This window comes from Streptomyces spinoverrucosus (assembly GCF_015712165.1).
Classification (GTDB): Bacteria; Actinomycetota; Actinomycetes; order Streptomycetales; family Streptomycetaceae; genus Streptomyces; species Streptomyces spinoverrucosus_A.
In genome coordinates this window covers 2,767,785-2,787,001 of sequence record NZ_JADPZX010000001.1, presented here as the reverse complement: position 1 = coordinate 2,787,001, position 19,217 = coordinate 2,767,785, and the positions used below count along the sequence as shown (strand labels likewise).

Sequence of the window (19,217 nt, the reverse complement as noted above, 5' to 3'; positions counted from 1 at the left end):
GGCGATGCTGGGTGGGGTGTCGTCTCTGGTGGCGCGACTGCCCGCAGCTACGTGGGGCGATGCCGGGTGGGCAGTCGTCCCCGGCGGCACGACTGCCCGCAGCTGCGTGGGGTTCTTAAGTGATTTGCTTCTGTCCGCGTCCTTGACGTAACGTTGCATTCACCGACGCGGGGTGGAGCAGCTCGGTAGCTCGCTGGGCTCATAACCCAGAGGTCGCAGGTTCAAATCCTGTCCCCGCTACTAAGAGCCGAGGGCCGGAATCCAGTCACTGGATTCCGGCCCTCGGTCTTTGTGCTGTTGCCGCCGGTTGCCGCCGCTGCGGAAACCCGCGTGCTTACGCCGATGCGCAGTTCGGGCACACGCCGCGGTACGTCACCTCGACGTCCGACACCGTGAAGCCGAAGCGTTCCGAGTCGGGGAGGTCGGCCAGGGGGTTGCCCGTGGGGTGGACGTCGCGGATCGCGCCGCACTGGGCGCAGACCAGGTGGTGGTGCGGGCGGCGCGCGTTCGGGTCGTACCGCTTGGCGCGCTTGTCCGTGGTGACCTCGAGCACCTCACCGAGGGAGACCAGCTCGCCCAGTGTGTTGTAGACGGTCGCCCGCGAGATCTCGGGCAGCTTCACGACAGCCCGGGCGTGCACCTCGTCGGCCGTCAGATGGACGTGTTCGCCGTCGAGGACCTCGGCCACAACACGCCGCTGCGCGGTCATCCGCCATCCGCGTCCGCGCAGCCGTTCCAGAAGGTCACTCATGAGGCCCAGCCTAGCAGCAGGGGGAACAAATTCCGAACAGGTGTGAGTTTGGAGGTCTTGCGACTTTGGAAGGGCACTTGACTTAGACAAAGTCCATTGTAGGATCGAGTTCGGTTCTGGCCGAGGGACAGGAAGTCGGCCGAGGAGCAGGAACACGCAAGGCATGACGCAGGAGGCGCACGTGACTCAGGGACCGCTCACGACGGAGGCCGGTGCTCCGGTCGCCGACAACCAGAACAGCGAGACCGCGGGTGTCGGCGGCCCGATGCTCATTCAGGACCAGCTCCTGCTGGAGAAGCTGGCCCACTTCAACCGCGAGCGCATCCCGGAGCGTGTCGTGCACGCCCGTGGCGCCGGCGCCTACGGCACCTTCACGGTGACCGCCGATGTCACGAAGTACACGCGGGCCAAGTTCCTCTCCGAGGTCGGCAAGGAGACCGAGGTGTTCCTGCGGTTCTCGACCGTGGCCGGCAACCTCGGCGCGGCGGACGCCGTCCGCGACCCGCGTGGCTTCTCGCTGAAGTTCTACACCGAGGAGGGCAACTACGACCTCGTCGGCAACAACACCCCGGTGTTCTTCATCAAGGACGCCATCAAGTTCCCGGACTTCATCCACACCCAGAAGCGCGACCCGTACACCGGCTCGCAGGAGGCGGACAACGTCTGGGACTTCTGGAGCCTGTCTCCCGAGTCCACGCACCAGGTGACCTGGCTGTTCGGCGACCGCGGCATCCCCGCCTCGTACCGCCACATGGACGGCTTCGGTTCGCACACCTTCCAGTGGAACAACGAGTCCGGCGAGGTCTTCTGGGTCAAGTACCACTTCAAGACCGACCAGGGGATCAAGAACCTCACCGCCGAGGAGGCGGAGATCCTCGCGGGCAAGGACCCCGACTCGCACCAGCGCGACCTGCGTGAGGCCATCGAGCGGGGCGAGTACCCGACCTGGACCGTGGGCGTGCAGATCATGCCGGCGGCCGACGCGGCGACGTACCGCTTCAACCCGTTCGACCTGACCAAGGTGTGGCCGCACGCGGACTACCCGGTCATCGAGATCGGCAGGCTCGAGCTCAACCGCAACCCGCGGAACGTCTTCGCCGAGGTCGAGCAGTCGATCTTCAGCCCCGCCCACTTCGTGCCGGGCATCGGACCGTCCCCGGACAAGATGCTCCAGGGTCGCCTCTTCGCGTACGGCGACGCCCACCGCTACCGCGTCGGTATCAACGCCGACCAGCTGCCGGTGAACCGTCCGCACGCCACCGAGGCGCGCACCAACTCCCGTGACGGCTTCCTGTACGACGGCAGGCACGGTGGTGCGAAGAACTACGAGCCGAACAGCTTCGGGGGCCCGGCCCAGACCGGCCGTGCGTTGTGGCAGCCGTTCGACGGCTTCACCGCCGGCACCGGAAACCACCCGGCCCCGGCGCACGCCGAGGACAACGACTTCGTCCAGGCGGGCAACCTGTACCGGCTGATGTCGGAGGACGAGAAGGAGCGCCTGATCAACAACCTGGCGGGCGCCATCTCGGGAGTCTCGCGCGAGGAGATCGTCGAGCGCGCGATCGACAACTTCCGTCAGGCGGACGCCGACTTCGGCAAGCGGCTGGAGGCCGCGGTCCAGGCCCTGCGCGGCTGACACAACCAGCACTGGACCGCTTGCCGAAAGGACGGGCCGGGTCTCCCGTACGACTTCCGTACGAGGGGATCCGGCCCGTCCGTCTGTTTCAGGCGTGTGCTCAGGCCGGTACCTGCTGCCGTACCGGCGCCCAGCAGCGGATGATGTCGCGGACCGAGACGATGCCGACGGGCTCGCCGCCGTCGAGGACGATGAGGTGCCGGAAGCCGCCGTGCGCCATGGCGCGAGCCGCCTCCTCCAGGGTCCACGCCGGGGCCGCGAACACGACGTCGGTGGTGGTGTGGTCGTCGGCGTGTTCGGTGTCGGGGTCCTGGCCGAGGCCGACGGAGTTCAGGATGTCGCGTTCGGTGAGGATGCCGATGCCGCCGGCGTCGGGGTCGTACACCACGGCCGCGCCGACCCGGCGGGCGGACATCAGCGCGGCGGCCTGGCGCAGGGTGTGGGTGGGGCCGATGGTGAGGACGACTGTGCTCATGGCGTCACGTACGAGCATGGATGGAGCCACCTCCTGGAGTGTCCCCGCCGTTGCTTCCGATTGTTCAGCGTTTCACAAGTTCACAAGTGGGGGGACTCTCAGGGTGGCAGGTAAAGCGGGGGTCAACAAGTGGGCGGTCAGTAACGCTCGTTGAGGTAGCCCAGCAACTCGTCGTGCAGCAGGCCGTTCGACGCCGCCGCGTTGCCGCTGTGCGGGCCGGGGCGGCCGTCGAGGCCGGTGAAGGTGCCGCCGGCCTCCGTGACGATGATGGCGTTGGCGGCCATGTCCCACAGCGACAGCTCGGGTTCGGCGCACATGTCGACCGAGCCCTCGGCGACCATCATGTACGGCCAGAAGTCGCCGTACGCGCGCGTGCGCCACACCTCGCGGCTGAGGTCCAGGAAGCCGTTCAGGCGGCCCTGTTCCTCCCAGCCGGAGAGGGAGGAGTACGCGAAGGAGGCGTCCGAGAGCTTGGACACGCGGGAGACCCGCAGCCGGCTCGCGGAGGTGAGGCTGCGGCCGCTGAAGGCGCCGTGGCCCTTCGCGGCCCACCAGCGGCGGCCGAGGGCGGGGGCGGAGACGACGCCGACGACGGGCTGGTAGCCGCCCTCCGCCGCCTCCATCAGGGAGATCAGGGTCGCCCAGACGGGGACGCCGCGTACGTAGTTCTTGGTGCCGTCGATGGGGTCGATGACCCAGCGACGGGGGCCCGTGCCCTCGACGCCGTACTCCTCGCCGAGGATCGCGTCGCGCGGGCGGGCGCGCTGGAGGTGGCCACGGATGAGTTCCTCGGCGGCCCGGTCGGCCTCGGAGACCGGCGTCATGTCGGGCTTGGTTTCGACCTTCAGGTCGAGGGCCTTGAAGCGGTCCGTCGTCGCGGCGTCGGCGGCGTCCGCGAGGACGTGGGCAAGACGCAGGTCGTCGAGATAGTCGGGCATGTGAGGAACGGTATCTGTCGTGGTCGGTACGGGGCTACAGGGGGCGGTGGTGGCGGGTTGCGGCATGCGCCGGGGGCGCGGGCGGAGTGCGCCCGGCGATCTGCACGAACCCTTGACAGTGCCCCCACACCCGTCAAATCTGGGCGCAGAGTCCGTCCCCCCAGGGAGGCGATGATGCCTGCTGCCCGGGAGTCCCTGCTGGACGCCGCCTACACGGCGCTCGCGCGGCGGCCGTGGGCCGCGGTGCGGATGGTGGACGTGGCCGCGGCGGCCGGGGTGTCCCGGCAGACGCTGTACAACGAGTTCGGCAGCAAGGAAGGGCTTGCCCGGGCGCTGGTGCGCAGGGAGGCCGACGGGTATCTCGCCGGCGTCGACCGGGCCCTCACCGTGCAGAGCGACCCCCGCGAGCGGCTGATGGCGGCCGCCGAGTGGACCACCGCGGCCGCCCGCGAGAACGCGCTCGTGCGCGCCATGCTCACCGGCTGCTGGAGCGAGCGGCTGCCCTCACCGACCCTCACAGCGGTGCCGTCCTCCTCCGCAGTCCCCGCACAGCGCCGCGCCGACGGCCCGCTGCCCTCGCCCGGCGACTTCGTGACGCTGGTCCGCGACCGTGCCGTCGCGGTGCTGGCCGGACCCGGTGTGCCCAGGGCGGACACCGCCGACCTGGCCCGCTCCTGCGAGCTCGTCGTCCGTCTCGCGCTGTCCTGCGTGGCCGCGCCGCCCGACGGCGGCGGCGTCGCCGACCTGGTGCGCGGCGCCCTGCACCGGCAGCCGGTGTGAGCCCGCGACGCCCTTGAAGCCCGCGACGCCCGTAGCGCCTCAGTGCGCGGAGCCGGACAGCTGCAGCCCGATGATGCCGATGATGACCAGGCTGATCGACACGATCTTCAGCGTGGAGACGATGTCACCGAGGAAGATCATGCCGTAGATGGCCGTCCCGGCCGCGCCGATGCCGGTCCACACCGCGTACGCGGGACCCACGTCGAGCTTCTTCAGGGACAGCGTCAGCAGACCGAAGCTGCCGAGCGCGAAGACGCAGAACGCGATGGTCGGCCAGAGTCTGGTGAAGCCGTGCGACAGCTTCAGACAGACCGCGAAGCCGGTTTCGAGCAACCCGGCCACGATGACCAGCAGCCACGCCATGTGCTGTCCTCCCCGTTTGTCCACGTACGGTGACCGCTTGTCAGACTGTGCTCAGGCTTGGATCCGGCTTTGCGATTATGCCCTTACCGAACCCGCAGTCGGACAAACCCCACATGAAGAGAAACAACGCGGGGCTCAGTCCCCTTCCTTCCGCTCCCGCGTCGCCAGCAGCCGCCGCAGCGAGTACAGCCGGGCGGGGTCGGCATGCCCCTCGGCCACCCACTCGTCCAGCGCGCAGTCCTGCTCGTCGTGACTGCACGCGCGCGGGCAGCCCTCCGTGCCCGGCTCCAGGTCGGGGAAGGCGTGGATGACCCGGGACGGGTCGATGTGCGCGAGCCCGAACGACCGTACGCCCGGCGTGTCGATCACCCAGCCTTCCGTGCCGGTCAGCGGCAGGGCGAGCGCCGACGTGGTGGTGTGCCGGCCGCGTCCGGTCACCGCGTTCACCCGCCCCGTCAGCCGCCGTCGCTCCTCCGGCACCAGCGCGTTGACCAGGGTCGTCTTGCCGACGCCCGAGTGTCCGACGAACGCCGTGACCTTGCCGTCGAGCTGTTCGAACACCCGCTCCGCCGCGTCGCCGCTCTCCAACTCCTCACGGCTGGTGACGACGTACGGGATGTCCAGGTCGCCGTAGAGCTCCAGGAGCTCGTCGGCCGGGGCGAGGTCCGACTTGGTCAGCACCAGGAGCGGGTCGAGGCCGCCGTCGTAGGCCGCCACCAGGCAGCGGTCGATCAGGCGCGGGCGCGGCTCGGGGTCGGCGAGGGCGGTGACGATGGCGAGCTGGTCGGCGTTGGCGACGACCACGCGTTCGAAGGGGTCGTCGTCGTCCGCGGTGCGGCGCAGCACCGACGTGCGCTCCTCGATGCGCACGATCCGCGCGAGGGTGTCCTTCTTGCCGGACAGATCGCCGACGAGGGCCACCCGGTCGCCGACCACCGCCGCCTTGCGGCCCAGCTCGCGGGCCTTCATGGCCAGCACGATCCGGTCCTCGACGAGGCAGGTCAGGCGGCCCCGGTCGACGGTGAGGACCATGCCCTCGGCCGCGTCCTCGTGCTTCGGGCGGATGTTCGTACGCGGCCGGTTGCCCTTGCGGTTGGGGCGGGAGCGGATGTCGTCCTCGTCGGTGTGCTTGCCGTAGCGGCGCATGGCGTGACCCCTACGCCCCGAGCATCCCGGTCCACAGTTCGGGGAAGTCCGGCAGGGTCTTCGCCGTCGTCGCCACGTTCTCGATCCGCACGCCCTCCACCGCGAGGCCGATGATCGCGCCGGCGGTGGCCATGCGGTGGTCCTCGTACGTGTGGAAGATCCCGCCGTGCAGCGGGCGCGGGCGGATGTGCAGACCGTCGGCGGTCTCGGTGACGTCACCGCCGAGCTCGTTGATCTCCTTGGTGAGCGCGGCCAGGCGGTCCGTCTCGTGCAGCCGCAGATGCGCCACGCCCCGCAGTGTGGACGGGGAGTCGGCGAGGGCGGCGACCGCCGCGATGCCGGGCGTCAGCTCGCCCACGTCGCCGAGGTCCACGTCGATGCCGTGGATCCCGCCCGATCCGGTGAAGACCAGTCCGTAGTCGGTCAGCTCGCAGGAGCCGCCCATTTCGGTGAAGATCTCGCGCAGCCGGTCGCCGGGCTGGGTGGTGCGGGACGGCCAGTCCGGGATCAGCACCTTGCCGCCAGTGACCAGGGCCGCCGCCAGGAACGGCTGGGCGTTGGACAGGTCCGGCTCGATCGTCAGGTCCCGGCCGAGCAGGGCGCCCGGCGTGACCCGCCAGACGTTGCGCTCGCCGCCCGACTCCGGGGTGTCGACCTGGGCGCCGACCGCGCGCAGCATGTCGACGGTCATCCGGATGTGCGGCATGGACGGCAGCGTGGAGCCGATGTGGCGGACCTCGACGCCCTGGTTGTAGCGCGGGCCGGAGAGCAGCAGGGCGCTGACGAACTGGGACGACGACGAGGCGTCGACCTCGACCGGGCCGCCGTCCAGCGCGCCCCCGCCGTGCACGGTCAGCGGCAGCGCGCCGCGGCCGTCGTCGTCGATCCGGGCGCCGAGCACGCGCAGCGCGTCGATGACGCCGTTCAGGGGACGCTCGTACGACCTGGGGTCGCCGTCGAAGCGGATGGGGCCGTCGGCGAGCGCGGCGACCGGCGGCAGGAAGCGCATCACCGTGCCGGCGTTGCCGACGTCGACCGTGGCCGGACCGCGCAGGCCTGCCGGGAGCACGCGCCACGCCTCACCGGTGCCGTCCGGGCCGACGCCCTCCTCGATACCGACGCCCATCGCCCGCAGCGCACCGGCCATCAGCAGCGTGTCGCGGGAGCGCAGCGGGCGGCGCAGCCAGCCGGGCTCGGAGGCGAGGGCGGCGAGCACCAGGGCCCGGTTGGTGACCGACTTCGACCCGGGCACATGGACCGTCGCGTCGACGGCTCCGCTCGCGTGCGGGGCGGGCCAGAGGGCGGGGTCTGCGGGGTTCTGCGCCATGGGCCCCACTCTAGTAGGAGGCGGTGGTTCGGGTGCGGGTGCGTTGTGGCTGGTCGGGGAGTCACCCGGGCCGTCGCGAGGCGCTCACACCTCCAACAGCCAGCGCCCGCCGCCGATCAGCGAGCTCAGCGACACCGCGTGGAAGAGGAACAGCCACAGCCCCGCCGGTACGTTCGTCAGCCGCGACAGCTGGTCCGCGTCCGAGTCGCCCGCGCCGCCCCGCCGCCGCTTCGCCTGGAGCTCGAACGCCGGGCGCACCCCGCCGAGCAGCAGGAACCACACCACGACGTACGCGAACGCCGCCTGCACCTGGGGCCCGGCCAGCCAGGAGACCAGCAGGAACGCGCCGCCGGCCAGGAAGACGGTCAGTACGCCGTACGCGTTGCGGATCATCACCAGCATCGCCACCAGCAGGGCCGTCGCCACCCACAGCAGCAGCGTGATGTGCCCGGTGGCGAGCAGCGCGGCACCGCCGAGGCCCAGCAGCGGGGGAGCGGTGTACCCGGCGGCGGCCGTGAGGATCATGCCGATGCCGTACGGCTTGCCCCGGCTGACCGTGAGACCGCTGGTGTCGGAGTGCAGGCGTATGCCGGTCAGCGTGCGGCCCGTGAGCAGCGCGATCAGACCGTGACCGCCCTCGTGGGCGATGGTGATGGCGTTGCGCGCGACGCGCCACAGCCCGTGCGGGGCGACCACGGCGAGGGCGGCGGCCAGGGTGGCGAGCACCACCCACAGGTCCGGGTCGGGCTGGGTGCCGACGAGCTCGTCCCAGAGAGAGGTGGCTGTCGTGCTGTCCATGTCTGTGGGTCGCTCCCTCTGATCGGCGGAGTCTGGCAGTGTGGCACGTATGTGCGGACGGTATGCAGCGAGTCGTAGGCCCGAGGATCTCGCAGGAATCTTTGAGATCGAGAAGTGGGAGCCGGAGGAGACCCTGGAGCCCGACTACAACGTGGCGCCCACCAAGGAGGTCTACGCCGTCCTCGACCGTCCTCTGAAAGACGTGGCCGACCCGCGCCCGGTTCGGCAGCTGCGCAAGCTCAAGTGGGGACTCGTCCCGTCCTGGGCCAAGACGCCCGAGGGCGGCGCCCGGATGATCAACGCGCGGGCCGAGACGGTCCACGAGAAGCCCGCCTACCGCCGCGCCTTCGCCGCCCGCCGCTGCATCCTGCCCGCCGACGGCTACTACGAGTGGGTCACCGGCCAGCAGGAGCGGGACCTGGAGGTCGAGGGCAGGAAAAAGCGGCCGCGCAAGCAGCCGTACTTCGTGCTGCCCGCCGACGGGTCCGTCTTCGCGATGGCGGGGCTGTACGAGTTCTGGCGGGACCGGACGCTGCCCGACGACCACCCGCAGGCCTGGTGGGCGACCTGCTCGGTGCTCACCACCGAGGCCGAGAGCAGCCCGCTGGCGGTGGCGCCCGCCGAAGGCCCGTACACGCTCGCCGACATCCACCCCCGGATGCCGCTGATGCTCACCCCCGACCGCTGGGACGCCTGGCTCGACCCGGCCCGCACCGACCCCGACGACCTGCGCGAGCTGCTCGCCCCGCCCGCACCCGGCCTGATGCGCGCCTACCCGGTGACCACGGCCGTCTCCAACGTCCGCAACAACGGCCCGGAGCTGCTCAAGGAGCTGGAGGGACCGGTGGAGGGCACACTCTTCTGATGTGAGCGAGATCATCGAGACCGAGGCCGGGGCCGCGCGCATCACCTGGCACAGGGCGAAGCGCCCCAGGTTCGTCCTGGCCGTCAGTCATGGCGCGGGCGGCGGCATCGAGGCGCGGGACCTGACGGCGCTGGCCGAGGTGCTGCCCGGACACGGCGTGACCGTGGCGCGGGTCGAGCAGCCCTGGCGGGTCGCCGGCAAGAAGGTGGCACCGGCGCCGAAGACGCTGGACGTCGGCTGGCGCGGCATCTGGCCCACGCTGACCGCGCCGGGGCTGCCGGTGGTCTCCGGCGGGCGCAGCGCGGGCGCCCGGGTCGCCTGCCGTACGGCGACGGAGCTGGGCGCGGCGGCCGTCCTCGCCCTCAGCTTTCCGTTGCACCCGCCGGGCAAGCCGGAGAAGTCCCGCGCCGAGGAACTGCTCGGCGCGGGGGTGCCCACCCTCGTCGTACAAGGGGGGAACGATCCGTTCGGGAGGCCGGAGGAGTTCCCGGACGGGGAGTACGAGCTGGTCGAGGTGCCGTACGGCGATCATGGCTTCGCCGTGCCGAAGCGGGCGGAGATCAGTCAGCAGGACGCGGTGGGGATCATCACGGACGCGGTGGTGAAGTGGACCGGGTCACTGGGGTGAGGATCCGGGAATGCCGGGACCCCGACCACTGTTGAGGCGGACGTAAGTGCTGATGACCAGCACCGACGTCGTAGGAGAGGAAGTCCGCCGCATGGGTTCGACCTTCTGCCCGAGCCGCAGCAGCCGCACTGACCTGGACTGGACGGTGCTGCATGCGGCCAAGACCGCCCCTATTCGGGCGGCGGCGGGTGCGGATCGTCGTCTATCCTCCGATTCTGGTGGGGTCGCCATCAGCCCTGCCCAGATTCCTGAGGAGGTGGGTCCGGTCACCGGTAACGACGCAGGGACCGACTACGGCCAGGCGGAGCTGCCCGAGGGCCGGGGCAACAGCGCGGAGACGACCGCGGAGCGCAGCGCGCGCTTCGAACGGGACGCGCTCGAATTCCTCGACCAGATGTACTCGGCCGCGCTGCGCATGACGCGCAACCCGGCCGATGCCGAGGACCTGGTGCAGGAGACGTACGCCAAGGCGTACGCGTCCTTCCACCAGTTCCGCGAGGGCACCAACCTCAAGGCGTGGCTGTACCGGATCCTCACCAACACCTTCATCAACTCGTACCGCAAGAAGCAGCGCGAGCCCCAGCGCAGTGCGGCCGAGGAGATCGAGGACTGGCAGCTCGCGCGCGCCGAGTCGCACATGTCGACGGGCCTGCGCTCCGCCGAGTCGCAGGCGCTCGACCACCTGCCCGACTCGGACGTGAAGGAAGCGCTGCAGGCGATCCCCGAGGAATTCCGCATCGCCGTCTATCTCGCGGACGTCGAGGGCTTTGCGTACAAGGAGATCGCGGACATCATGGGGACACCCATCGGTACGGTGATGTCCCGGCTGCACCGGGGCCGCCGTCAGCTGCGCGGCATGCTCGAGGACTACGCCCGCGAGCGCGGGCTGGTCCCGGCCGGCGCCGGAGAGTCGAACGAAGCGAAAGGCTCGGGCTCATGAGCTGCGGAGAGCCGCACGAGACGGACTGCAGTGAGGTCCTCGACCATCTGTACGAGTTCCTCGACAGCGAGATGCCGGACGTCGATCGCGAGAAGTTCCAGCACCACTTCGAGGAATGCTCGCCGTGCCTGGAGAAGTACGGCCTGGAGCAGGCCGTGAAGAAGCTGGTCAAGCGGTGCTGCGGGCATGACGACGTGCCCACCGACCTGCGCGCCAAGGTGATGGGGCGGATCGACCTGATCCGCTCCGGGCAGGCCGTGCCCGAGCACGACGTGACGGCCACTGCGCAGGAGTCCTGACTCCGCGTACCCGGGTGCGAGGCCTCTCCGTCACCCGAATGCGTTAATCGGCCCACCGTCGGCCCGCGCCCCCTCCGCACCGCCCTAGGCTCCGGAGCCTGGACAGGCACGGGACTGGGGGAGGGCGTCGTTCATGGAGGCGGTTCCGGCACGGGCACGCGCGTATGTGGCCTGTGTCGTCCTCGGCGCGCTGGTGTGCCTGCTGCCGCTGCCCACGCTGCGGACACCCTGGTGGGCGATGACGCTGCTGGCCGTCCTGTACGCGGGCGGGGAGTGGCTCGCCCGCAGGCGGTTCCCCGGCACCTTCTACCCCGTCCTGCTCGCCGGGGTGTTCCTGCTGCCCCCGCCCGCCGCCGCGCTGGTCGCGCTGCCGGGCGCGCTGCTGTCGCCCGTCGAGCAGCGCCCCGCCCGGCTGCGGCGGGTCTGGCGGGCGGCCGAGCTGGTGGTCGCCGTGTGGGCGGCCGGGCAGGTGTTCCGGGCGCTGGGCGGCCGGGACGCCGTGGTGGCGTCCGACGTCGCGTACGCGCTCGGCCCGGCGGCGGCCGCGGTCCTGGCCTTCTGCGCGGTGCTGACCCTGCTCGACGGCGGGATCCTCGTCGTAGCCGAGCGGGTGCCGGTACGGCGGGCCTGGCGAGGTCTGCTGCCGCGCTCGCTGGCACCGGTCGGCGTGCACGGGCTCGCCGGGCTGATGATGGCCGTGCTGTGGCGCAGCCCGTACGGGCCCGTGGCCGCGCTGCTCGTGCTGCTGCCGATGGGCGTGTCCTGGTGGGCGTTCGCCCAGTACCACCGGGAGCGCGGGGCCCATCAGGCGACCATCCGGGCGCTGGTGCAGGCCGTCGACATCAAGGACGAGTACACGCGCGGGCACAGCGAGCGGGTCGGACAGGCCTCCATGCTGATCGCGCGTGAGCTGGGCATGGACGACGAGCGGGTCGAGGTGCTGCGGTTCGCCGGAATCCTGCACGACGTGGGGAAGTTGGGCGTGCCCACCCGGCTGCTGCGCAAGGACGGTCCGCTGACGCCCGAGGAGCGGCGGGTGATCGAGCTGCATCCGGAGTACGGGCACGAGATGGTGCGGGGGATCTCGTTCCTCGGGGAGGCCCGGGCCGCCGTACTGCATCATCACGAGCGGCTGGACGGGAGCGGGTACCCGTACGGGCTCGTGGGGAGCCAGATTCCCGAGTCCGCGCGGGTGGTGGCGGTGGCCGACGCGTTCGACGCGATGACGTCCACGCGGTCCTACAGCCGGGCGCGGCCGGTTTCCGTCGCTCTGGAGGAGCTGGAGCGGTGTGCGGGGCGGCAGTTCGATCCGGTGATGGTCGCGGCGCTGGTGCGGGTGGTACGGCGGTCCGGATGGGACCCGGTCGTCACCGCTGACGGCGTGCGGTCCCCTCACGTTCGCCCACCTGTTTCCAGTCGGACAGGAGCGAACCGTTGAAAGGCGGTCGGATTCTCGTCCTGATCCACGGCGCCGCCGTCCTCCTCGCCCTCGTGTCCCTCGGCGTCACCTTCTCGACCGGCGTCGAGCAACGCGGTGTCGCGCTCGCCTTCGGGGTGCTCGTCGCCCTCGGAGAGCTCACCCGCTGGTACGGACCGCACGTCAGGGAGGCCGCCCCGCTCGGGGCCGCCGGGGCGTTGTCGTACGCCCTGCTCGGGGAGGACGCCGGGCGAGCCACCACCCACGGGGCCGCCCAGGTGGTGAGCGTCGTGCTCGCCGCCTCGCTCGTCGGATGCGTGCCGCACGTCGCGCAGGGGCGTGGGCCCGTGTTCGACCATCTGGCGCGGCGGATGCTGACCGTCGGGTTCGCCGCCGTGTGTTTCCAACCGCTGTACAACCGCGGCACGTTCGCGGACTGGAGCGGCCCCGCCTACGCGCTGCTGCTCGTCGCGCTGCTCGCCCTCACCGCGCTGTGCGACGCCGTGCTCGCCGCCGCGCTGGCGCACTCCCGCACCGGGTGGCCGTTCGGGCCGCTGCTGCGGGACGAGCTGCGGGGCATGCTCGGGATCGGGTCGGCGGTGTGTGCGACCGGGGCCGTGATGGCGCTCGCGGTCGCGGTCGTCGGCCTGTGGGCGCTGCCCGTGTTCTGTCTGCCGCTGCTGCTCACGCAGGTGTCCCTGCGCCGGTACGCCGCCGTCCGGACGACGTACCGGCAGACCATCGCCTCGCTGGCCCGGGCCACCGAGATCGCGGGGTACACCCCGCCCGGGCACGCGCGCCGGGTCGCCGCGCTGAGCCGGGCCGTCGGGCGGGACCTGGGGTTGAGCGAGCCGGAGCTCACCGTGCTGGAGTACGCGGCGCTGATGCACGACATCGGGCAGTTGAGCCTCGTCGACCCGGTGCCGGCCGGGGCCACGGCCGGGCTGCCCGGCGCCGAACAGCGGCGGATCGCGCTGCTGGGCGGGGCGGTCGTACGGCAGACCGGGGTGGACGCCGAGGTCGCCGTGGTGGTGGAGCGGCAGGCCGATCCATACCCTGAGCAGCCGCGGGCCGCGCGGATCGTGCGGGCGGTGAACGCATACGAGGAGAAGGCGCGGGGCACGGGCCCCGGGGGGCCGCTGACCGCGTTGGAGGAGCTGCGGCTGGGGGCCGCGGGGGACTACGCTCCCGAGGTCGTCGAGGCGCTGGCCCGGGTGCTGTCGAGGGAGGGTCTGACCCTGCCCTCGGCTGGGTAACCCATGGGTAATGAGCGCCCCTCCAGCCGCACGTGGTTGGATGCGAAGGAGAAGGTGTCCGGGGGCACAGGCCAGCCCACTCCACGGAACTGGCAGGCGGGAATCGTGAGGATCTTCGGCAAGGGACGGCACCGGCCCTCCGCCTCCTGGCGGCAGGCCACCGACCGGGCGTTCACGCTCATCGGGGACGGTCGGTACGAGGACGCGGGGGCGCTGCTGACGCGGGCCGCCGATCTGGAGCCCTGGTTGTCGGAGTCCTGGTTCAACCTCGCCCTGCTGCACAAGTTCCGGCACGACTGGGAGCAGGCCCGGGCGGCCGGCCTCAGGGCCGTCGCCCTGCTCGACCGGGAGACCGGCGCACCCGACTGGTGGAACGTCGGCATCGCCGCGACCGCCCTACAGGACTGGCCGCTGGCCCGGCGCGCCTGGCAGGCCTACGGGCTGCATGTGCCCGGCAGTGCCACGGGCTCCGGCGAGCCCGTCGGCATGGAGCTGGGCAGCGCGGCCGTACGGCTGTCGCCCGAGGGGGAGGCCGAGGTCGTGTGGGGACGGCGGCTGGATCCCGCGCGGATCGAGGTGCTGTCCATCCCGCTGCCGTCGTCGGGGCGGCGCTGGGGTGAGGTCGTGCTGCACGACGGGGTGCCGCACGGGGAGCGGACGACCGCCGCCGGGCACTCGTATCCGGTCTTCGACGAGATCGAGCTGTGGGCGCCCTCGCCCGTGCCCACCTGGGTGGTGCTGCTGGAGGCCGCCACCGAGGCCGACCGGGACGCCCTGGAGCAGCTCGCCGCCGACGCCGGGTTCGCCGCGGAGGACTGGTCGTCGTCCGTGCGGCTGCTGTGCCGGCTGTGCTCCGAGTCACGGATGCCGGCGGACGAGGGCGACGGGGAGCATCTGGACCCGCACGATCACAGCGAGCCCGGGCATCCGGGGCCGCTGGGGCATCGCACGGACGGGCAGTTGTGGGTGCCGGAGCGGGAGTGTGGCGTTGCCGCCCCGGCTTCGTTGGTGCGGGGGTTGCTGGACGGGTGGGTTGCGGATTCGCCGGATTCTCGGGATTGGCGGGATCTGGAAGAGGTGTGCTAGGACGCGCGGCCGGGTGCGGGTTCGTCGTGGCTGGTCGCGCCCACGCGGCGGAGCCGCATATCGGACACAGTCCCGCGCCCCTGAGGGGGGCACGACCCCCGTACCCTGTATCAGCATCACACCCCCATTTTTCTAGGAAGGCGTACGTCGGTCATGGCGCAGCAGGACACCGATCAGCAGCACGCGGGCGTGCTCCCCGTGGACGACGAGGGCTTCGTCGTCGACACCGAGGAGTGCGAGGAGCGCGAGGCGGCCTGGCGTGAGCGGGGCACCTCGCGGCCGATCACCGTGGTCGGGAACCCGGTGCTGCACAAGGAGTGCGAGGACGTCACCGACTTCGGTGAGGAGTTCCAGCAGCTGGTCGCGGACATGTTCGCCAGCCAGCGCACCGCCGAGGGCGTGGGCCTGGCCGCCAACCAGATCGGCGTCGACCGGAAGGTGTTCGTCTACGACTGCCCGGACGACGAGGGCGTGCGGCACGTCGGCGTGGTCTGCAACCCCAAGCTCGTCGAACTGCCCGCCGACAAGCGCCGGTTGGACGACAGCAACGAGGGCTGCCTGTCGGTGCCGACGGCGTACATGCCGCTGGCCCGCCCCGACTACGCCGAGGTGACCGGGCAGGACGAGCGGGGCAACCCGATCAAGGTCCGCGGCACCGGTTACTTCGCTCGGTGTTTGCAGCACGAGACCGACCACCTCTACGGCTACCTCTACATCGACCGGCTCTCCAAGCGCGAACGCAAGGACGCGCTGCGGCAGATGGCCGAGAACGAGCCCCGCTACCCCGTGGTCGCGAACGACTGACACCTCACCGTTCTCCCACGTACGGCGTCTGATCGGGTTGCCCGGCCCGATCGGGCGCCGTTCGTCTGTCCGACGCATGTTCGATCGGTTGTGTGCCGCGAGTGATCCAAAACCAGTCAAGTGGCGGGAGAATCTCGGCACTGTGGGGTAGTGAATGAAGCAAATCCGTTCCCATAGCGGTCAGTTGTGGTGCTGAATGGGAAGTGCGGGATACGCAACGGCGCACGCCCGGCACAGCGGACGGGGCGTGCCCGACCGGCGGCTGAGAGGGGTTTGTTCGTGCCTGCTTTCCCACACAGCACCACAGCGACCGCAACCGCGATCGCGATCCCACCCTCGCTGTCTCTTCCGGTGATCGAGGCGGCGTTTCCCAGGCAATTGCACCCGTATTGGCCCAGGCTCCAGGAGAAGACCCGCACGTGGCTCCTGGAAAAGCGGCTCATGCCGACGGACAAGATTGAGGAATATGCCGACGGCCTGTGCTACACCGATCTCATGGCGGGGTACTACATTGGCGCCCCCGACGATGTCCTGCAGGCGATAGCGGACTACAGCGCGTGGTTCTTCGTCTGGGACGACCGGCACGACCGTGACATCGTCCACCACCGCCCCGTCGCCTGGCGCCGGCTACGGGCCCGACTGCACGAGGCGCTCGACTCCCCCCAGAAACATCTGCACCACGGGGACCCGCTGGTCGCGGGGTTCGCGGACAGTGTGCTGCGGCTGTACTCGTTCCTGCCCCGCACCTGGAACGAGCGGTTCACCCGGCATTTCCACGCGGTGATCGAGGCGTACGACAAGGAATTCCGCAACCGTACCGAAGGTATTGTCCCGACGGTCGAGGAATACCTGGCGCTGCGCCGGCTCACGTTCGCGCACTGGATATGGACCGACCTGCTGGAGCCGAGCGCCGGACAGGAACTCCCGGACGCCGTGCGCAAGCACCCGGCCTATCGGAAGGCGGCGCTGCTGAGCCAGGAATTCGCCGCCTGGTACAACGACCTCTGTTCCTTGCCCAAGGAAATCGCGGGCGATGAGGTGCACAATCTCGGAATCAGTCTCATCACCCATGAGGGGCTGACTCTCGAAGAGGCAGTCGTCGAAGTCCGGCGGCGCGTCGAGGAATGCATAGCCGACTTCCTCGTCGCCGAACGGGAGGGCTTACGCTTTGCGGATGCTCTCGCCGACGGCACGGTACGCGGAAAGGAACTGAGCGCTGCCGTGCGCGCCTGCCTCGGGAATATGCGGAACTGGTTCAGTTCCGTCTACTGGTTCCACCACGAGTCCGGCCGCTACATGGTCGACAGCTGGGACGACCGGTCCACGCCCCCGTACGTCAACAACGAAACGGCAGGTGAGAAATGACCGTCGAGTCTGTGAAGCCCGAGGCCCAGGAACACGGGCAGGCGTCGGAGCTGCGTGAACCGCCCCTCGCGGGCGGTGGGTTCCCGCTTCTCGGTCACGGCCTGAAGCTGGTGCGAGATCCCCTGGCCTTCATGTCCCAGCTGCGCGACCACGGTGACGTGGTCCGGCTGCGGCTCGGCCCGAAGACGGTGTACGCCGTCACCACCCCGGCGCTCACCGGCGCGCTGGCGCTGAGCCCCGACTACAAGATCGACGGCCCGCTGTGGGAGTCCCTGGAGGGCCTGCTCGGCAAGGAGGGCGTGGCCACCGCCAACGGGCCCCGCCACCGGCGTCAACGCCGCACCATCCAGCCCGCGTTCCGGCTCGACGCGATCCCCGCCTACGGGCCGATCATGGAGGAGGAGGCGCACGGACTCACCACCCGCTGGCAGCCCGGCGAGACCATCGACTGCACCTCCGAGTCCTTCCGGGTCGCCGTGCGCATCGCGGCCCGCTGTCTGCTGCGCGGCCAGTACATGGACGAGCGCGCCGAGCGGCTGTGCCTCGCCCTCGCCACCGTGTTCCGCGGTATGTACCAGCGGATGGTGATCCCGCTCGGGCCGCTGTACCGGCTGCCGCTGCCCGCCAACCGTGAATTCAACCGGGCGCTGGCCGATTTGCATCTCCTGGTCGACGAGATCGTGGCCGAACGCCGGGCATCCGGTCAAAAGCCGGACGATTTGCTGACGGCATTGCTGGCAGCGAAGGACGAGAATGGCGAGCCCATCGGGGAACAGGAGATCCACGACCAGGTGGTCGCGATACTCACCCCGGGGAGCGAAACCGTGGCCTCCACGATCATGTGGCTGCTCCAGGTGCTCGCCGAGCATCCGGAACACGCGGACCGGGTCCGGGACGAAGTCGAATCCGTGACCGGCGGCCGGCCCGTCGCATTCGCGGATGTCCGGGGGCTCACCCACACGAACAATGTCGTCGTGGAGGCGATGCGTTTGCGTCCCGCCGTATGGATACTGACGCGGCGGGCGGTCACCGAGACGGAACTCGGCGGCTATCGCATTCCGGCCGGGGCGGACATCATCTACAGTCCGTACGCGATACAGCGCGATGCGCGATCGTACGCGGACAACCTGGAGTTCGACCCGGACCGATGGCTTCCGGAGCGCGCCAAAGACGTGCCGAAATATGCCATGAGTCCGTTCAGCGTGGGTAATCGCAAGTGCCCGAGCGACCACTTCTCGATGGCCCAGCTGACGCTGATCACGGCGGCGGTCGCGACGAAGTACCGCTTCGAGCAGGTGCCCGGGTCCAACGACACCACCCGGGTCGGCATCACGCTCCGCCCGCACAAGTTGCTGCTCACGCCCGTCCCGAGGTGAGCGGTCAGGCGGCTTCCGGGCCCCTGAACGTGCGCCGGTAGGCGTTGGGGGTGGTCCCCAGCGCCCGGACGAACTGATGGCGCAGTGCGGCCGCGTTGCCGAACCCCGTTCGACCGGCGATCGCGTCCACCGTCTCGTCCGTCGCTTCCAGCAACCGCTGGGCCAGCAGCACTCGTTGGCGCAGGATCCAGCGGTACGGAGTGGTCCCCGTCTCCTGCTGGAAGCGGCGGGCGAAGGTGCGCGGGGACATCAGGGCGCGGGCGGCGAGCTGCTCGACGGTGACGTCCTGGTCGAGGTTGCGCTCCATCCACACCAGCACCTCGGCGACCGTGTCACCCTCGGAGCGGGGCAGCGGGCGCTCGATGTACTGGGCCTGACCGCCGTCCCGGTGCGGCGGCACCACCATCCGCCGGGCGATCTTGTTGGCGACCTCCGGCCCCTGCTCCTTGCGCACGATGTGCAGGCAGGCGTCGATGCCGGCGGCCGTACCGGCCGAGGTGATCACCGGGTCCTCGTCGACGTACAGCACGTCCTGTTCGACGATCGCCCGCGGGTACTGCCGCCCCAGCTCGCCGGCGTGCCGCCAGTGCACGGCACACCGCCGCCCGTCCAGCAGCCACGCGGCGCCCAGCACGAAGACCCCGGAGCACACGCTGAGTACTCGCGCACCACGCTCGACGCCTCGGCGCAGGGCGTCGAGCATCTCGGGCGGGAAGGTCCGCGAGTCGTAGCGCGAGCCCGCCGGTACGGCGATCAGGTCGGCGCTCTCCAGGCGCTCCAGCCCGTGCTCGACCTGCATGGAGAAGCCTGCGTTGGATCGCAGCACCGGACCCTCGGCGGAGGCGACCGCGAAGTCGTACACCGGCAGACCCTCGTCGCTGCGGTCGATGCCGAAGACCTCGCAGATCACGCCCAGCTCAAAGGGGTTCACCCCGTCGACGAGGACGGCGGCCACGTTCTGAAGCAT

At 70.6% G+C, this 19,217-nt stretch carries 20 protein-coding genes and 1 tRNA gene; 13 read left to right on the top strand and 8 right to left on the bottom strand.

Features of this window, described 5'->3' with window-relative positions; translation table 11 throughout:
* Window positions 1–166: 166 nt before the first annotated feature.
* Window positions 167–240: transfer RNA gene (locus I2W78_RS12425), tRNA-Met, on the top strand.
* Window positions 241–334: 94 nt separating this feature from the next.
* Here the strand turns inward: I2W78_RS12425 and I2W78_RS12420 are convergent.
* Window positions 335–751 (bottom strand): Fur family transcriptional regulator, encoded by a 417-nt coding sequence (locus I2W78_RS12420; protein WP_196459516.1) that lies wholly within the window; start codon window positions 749–751, stop codon window positions 335–337.
* A gap of 181 nt (window positions 752–932) precedes the next feature.
* Between I2W78_RS12420 and I2W78_RS12415 the strand changes: the two genes are divergently transcribed.
* Entirely contained in the window at window positions 933–2,387 is a 1,455-nt protein-coding gene (locus I2W78_RS12415; protein WP_307783676.1) for a catalase, read from the top strand.
* A 100-nt stretch (window positions 2,388–2,487) separates the two neighbouring features.
* On the opposite strand, the gene I2W78_RS12410 is transcribed toward I2W78_RS12415, so the two are convergent.
* Complete coding sequence (locus I2W78_RS12410; protein WP_196459512.1) at window positions 2,488–2,880, bottom strand: CBS domain-containing protein; 393 nt, start codon at window positions 2,878–2,880, stop codon at window positions 2,488–2,490.
* A 119-nt stretch (window positions 2,881–2,999) separates the two neighbouring features.
* The gene (gene hisN, locus I2W78_RS12405; RefSeq protein WP_196459510.1) at window positions 3,000–3,800 is read right to left on the bottom strand and encodes a histidinol-phosphatase; all 801 of its coding nucleotides are present in this window, start codon (window positions 3,798–3,800) and stop codon (window positions 3,000–3,002) included.
* A gap of 171 nt (window positions 3,801–3,971) precedes the next feature.
* On the opposite strand from hisN, the gene I2W78_RS12400 reads away from it, so the two are divergent.
* Entirely contained in the window at window positions 3,972–4,580 is a 609-nt protein-coding gene (locus I2W78_RS12400; protein ID WP_196459508.1) for a TetR/AcrR family transcriptional regulator, read from the top strand.
* A gap of 39 nt (window positions 4,581–4,619) precedes the next feature.
* On the opposite strand, the gene I2W78_RS12395 is transcribed toward I2W78_RS12400, so the two are convergent.
* From I2W78_RS12395 to I2W78_RS12380, 4 genes are all read right to left on the bottom strand, one after another.
* Window positions 4,620–4,943, bottom strand: coding sequence for a DMT family transporter (locus I2W78_RS12395; RefSeq protein WP_196459506.1), 324 nt, complete (start codon window positions 4,941–4,943; stop codon window positions 4,620–4,622).
* 135 nt (window positions 4,944–5,078) lie between these two features.
* Window positions 5,079–6,089, bottom strand: coding sequence for a ribosome small subunit-dependent GTPase A (gene rsgA / locus I2W78_RS12390; protein WP_196459504.1), 1,011 nt, complete (start codon window positions 6,087–6,089; stop codon window positions 5,079–5,081).
* A 10-nt stretch (window positions 6,090–6,099) separates the two neighbouring features.
* Window positions 6,100–7,416 (bottom strand): 3-phosphoshikimate 1-carboxyvinyltransferase, encoded by a 1,317-nt coding sequence (gene aroA, locus I2W78_RS12385; RefSeq protein WP_196459502.1) that lies wholly within the window; start codon window positions 7,414–7,416, stop codon window positions 6,100–6,102.
* A gap of 84 nt (window positions 7,417–7,500) precedes the next feature.
* On the bottom strand, window positions 7,501–8,214 hold the full coding sequence (locus I2W78_RS12380) for a M50 family metallopeptidase (RefSeq protein ID WP_196459501.1): 714 nt from the start codon (window positions 8,212–8,214) through the stop codon (window positions 7,501–7,503).
* Between the two features lie 49 nt (window positions 8,215–8,263).
* Between I2W78_RS12380 and I2W78_RS12375 the strand changes: the two genes are divergently transcribed.
* The 10 genes from I2W78_RS12375 (at window position 8,264) to I2W78_RS12330 (ending at window position 18,250) form a co-directional block, all read left to right on the top strand.
* On the top strand, window positions 8,264–9,079 hold the full coding sequence (locus tag I2W78_RS12375) for an SOS response-associated peptidase (protein WP_196459499.1): 816 nt from the start codon (window positions 8,264–8,266) through the stop codon (window positions 9,077–9,079).
* Between the two features lies 1 nt (window position 9,080).
* Window positions 9,081–9,707: an alpha/beta hydrolase family protein gene (locus I2W78_RS12370; protein ID WP_196459497.1), complete on the top strand. Its 627-nt coding sequence runs from the start codon at window positions 9,081–9,083 to the stop codon at window positions 9,705–9,707.
* Window positions 9,708–9,963: 256 nt separating this feature from the next.
* The gene (gene sigR, locus I2W78_RS12365) at window positions 9,964–10,647 is read left to right on the top strand and encodes an RNA polymerase sigma factor SigR (RefSeq protein WP_196464528.1); all 684 of its coding nucleotides are present in this window, start codon (window positions 9,964–9,966) and stop codon (window positions 10,645–10,647) included.
* Entirely contained in the window at window positions 10,644–10,946 is a 303-nt protein-coding gene (gene rsrA / locus I2W78_RS12360; RefSeq protein WP_141311999.1) for a mycothiol system anti-sigma-R factor, read from the top strand. The genes sigR and rsrA overlap by 4 nt, the downstream gene beginning before the upstream one ends.
* 133 nt (window positions 10,947–11,079) lie before the next feature.
* Window positions 11,080–12,384, top strand: coding sequence for an HD-GYP domain-containing protein (locus I2W78_RS12355; RefSeq protein ID WP_196459495.1), 1,305 nt, complete (start codon window positions 11,080–11,082; stop codon window positions 12,382–12,384).
* Window positions 12,381–13,619 (top strand): HD-GYP domain-containing protein, encoded by a 1,239-nt coding sequence (locus tag I2W78_RS12350; protein ID WP_196459493.1) that lies wholly within the window; start codon window positions 12,381–12,383, stop codon window positions 13,617–13,619. Before I2W78_RS12355 ends, I2W78_RS12350 begins: the two co-directional genes overlap by 4 nt.
* A 105-nt stretch (window positions 13,620–13,724) precedes the next feature.
* Window positions 13,725–14,705 carry a tetratricopeptide repeat protein gene (locus I2W78_RS12345; protein WP_196464527.1) on the top strand — a complete coding sequence of 327 codons (981 nt, stop codon included), beginning with the start codon at window positions 13,725–13,727 and terminating at the stop codon, window positions 14,703–14,705.
* 153 nt (window positions 14,706–14,858) lie between these two features.
* Window positions 14,859–15,509 (top strand): peptide deformylase, encoded by a 651-nt coding sequence (gene def / locus I2W78_RS12340; RefSeq protein WP_196459491.1) that lies wholly within the window; start codon window positions 14,859–14,861, stop codon window positions 15,507–15,509.
* Window positions 15,510–15,788: 279 nt separating this feature from the next.
* Entirely contained in the window at window positions 15,789–16,874 is a 1,086-nt protein-coding gene (cyc1, locus tag I2W78_RS12335; protein ID WP_196459489.1) for an epi-isozizaene synthase, read from the top strand.
* Window positions 16,871–18,250: a bifunctional albaflavenone monooxygenase/terpene synthase gene (locus tag I2W78_RS12330; protein WP_196459488.1), complete on the top strand. Its 1,380-nt coding sequence runs from the start codon at window positions 16,871–16,873 to the stop codon at window positions 18,248–18,250. The genes cyc1 and I2W78_RS12330 overlap by 4 nt, the downstream gene beginning before the upstream one ends.
* Before the next feature lie 4 nt (window positions 18,251–18,254).
* On the opposite strand, the gene I2W78_RS12325 is transcribed toward I2W78_RS12330, so the two are convergent.
* On the bottom strand, window positions 18,255–19,217 hold the full coding sequence (locus I2W78_RS12325; RefSeq protein ID WP_196459485.1) for a GlxA family transcriptional regulator: 963 nt from the start codon (window positions 19,215–19,217) through the stop codon (window positions 18,255–18,257).

What these genes read in the sequence shown, in the direction of transcription:
- rsgA (WP_196459504.1), bottom strand. Translation starts at nt 6,089, where the DNA reads ATGCGCCGCTACGGCAAGCACACCGACGAGGACGACATCCGCTCCCGC.
- def (WP_196459491.1), top strand. Translation starts at nt 14,859, where the DNA reads ATGGCGCAGCAGGACACCGATCAGCAGCACGCGGGCGTGCTCCCCGTG.
- hisN (WP_196459510.1), bottom strand. Translation starts at nt 3,800, where the DNA reads ATGCCCGACTATCTCGACGACCTGCGTCTTGCCCACGTCCTCGCGGAC.
- I2W78_RS12355 (WP_196459495.1), top strand. Translation starts at nt 11,080, where the DNA reads ATGGAGGCGGTTCCGGCACGGGCACGCGCGTATGTGGCCTGTGTCGTC.
- I2W78_RS12410 (WP_196459512.1), bottom strand. Translation starts at nt 2,880, where the DNA reads ATGCTCGTACGTGACGCCATGAGCACAGTCGTCCTCACCATCGGCCCC.
- I2W78_RS12375 (WP_196459499.1), top strand. Translation starts at nt 8,264, where the DNA reads ATGTGCGGACGGTATGCAGCGAGTCGTAGGCCCGAGGATCTCGCAGGA.
- aroA (WP_196459502.1), bottom strand. Translation starts at nt 7,416, where the DNA reads ATGGCGCAGAACCCCGCAGACCCCGCCCTCTGGCCCGCCCCGCACGCG.
- I2W78_RS12380 (WP_196459501.1), bottom strand. Translation starts at nt 8,214, where the DNA reads ATGGACAGCACGACAGCCACCTCTCTCTGGGACGAGCTCGTCGGCACC.
- I2W78_RS12330 (WP_196459488.1), top strand. Translation starts at nt 16,871, where the DNA reads ATGACCGTCGAGTCTGTGAAGCCCGAGGCCCAGGAACACGGGCAGGCG.
- I2W78_RS12395 (WP_196459506.1), bottom strand. Translation starts at nt 4,943, where the DNA reads ATGGCGTGGCTGCTGGTCATCGTGGCCGGGTTGCTCGAAACCGGCTTC.
- I2W78_RS12400 (WP_196459508.1), top strand. Translation starts at nt 3,972, where the DNA reads ATGATGCCTGCTGCCCGGGAGTCCCTGCTGGACGCCGCCTACACGGCG.
- I2W78_RS12325 (WP_196459485.1), bottom strand. Translation starts at nt 19,217, where the DNA reads ATGCTTCAGAACGTGGCCGCCGTCCTCGTCGACGGGGTGAACCCCTTT.
- I2W78_RS12420 (WP_196459516.1), bottom strand. Translation starts at nt 751, where the DNA reads ATGAGTGACCTTCTGGAACGGCTGCGCGGACGCGGATGGCGGATGACC.
- rsrA (WP_141311999.1), top strand. Translation starts at nt 10,644, where the DNA reads ATGAGCTGCGGAGAGCCGCACGAGACGGACTGCAGTGAGGTCCTCGAC.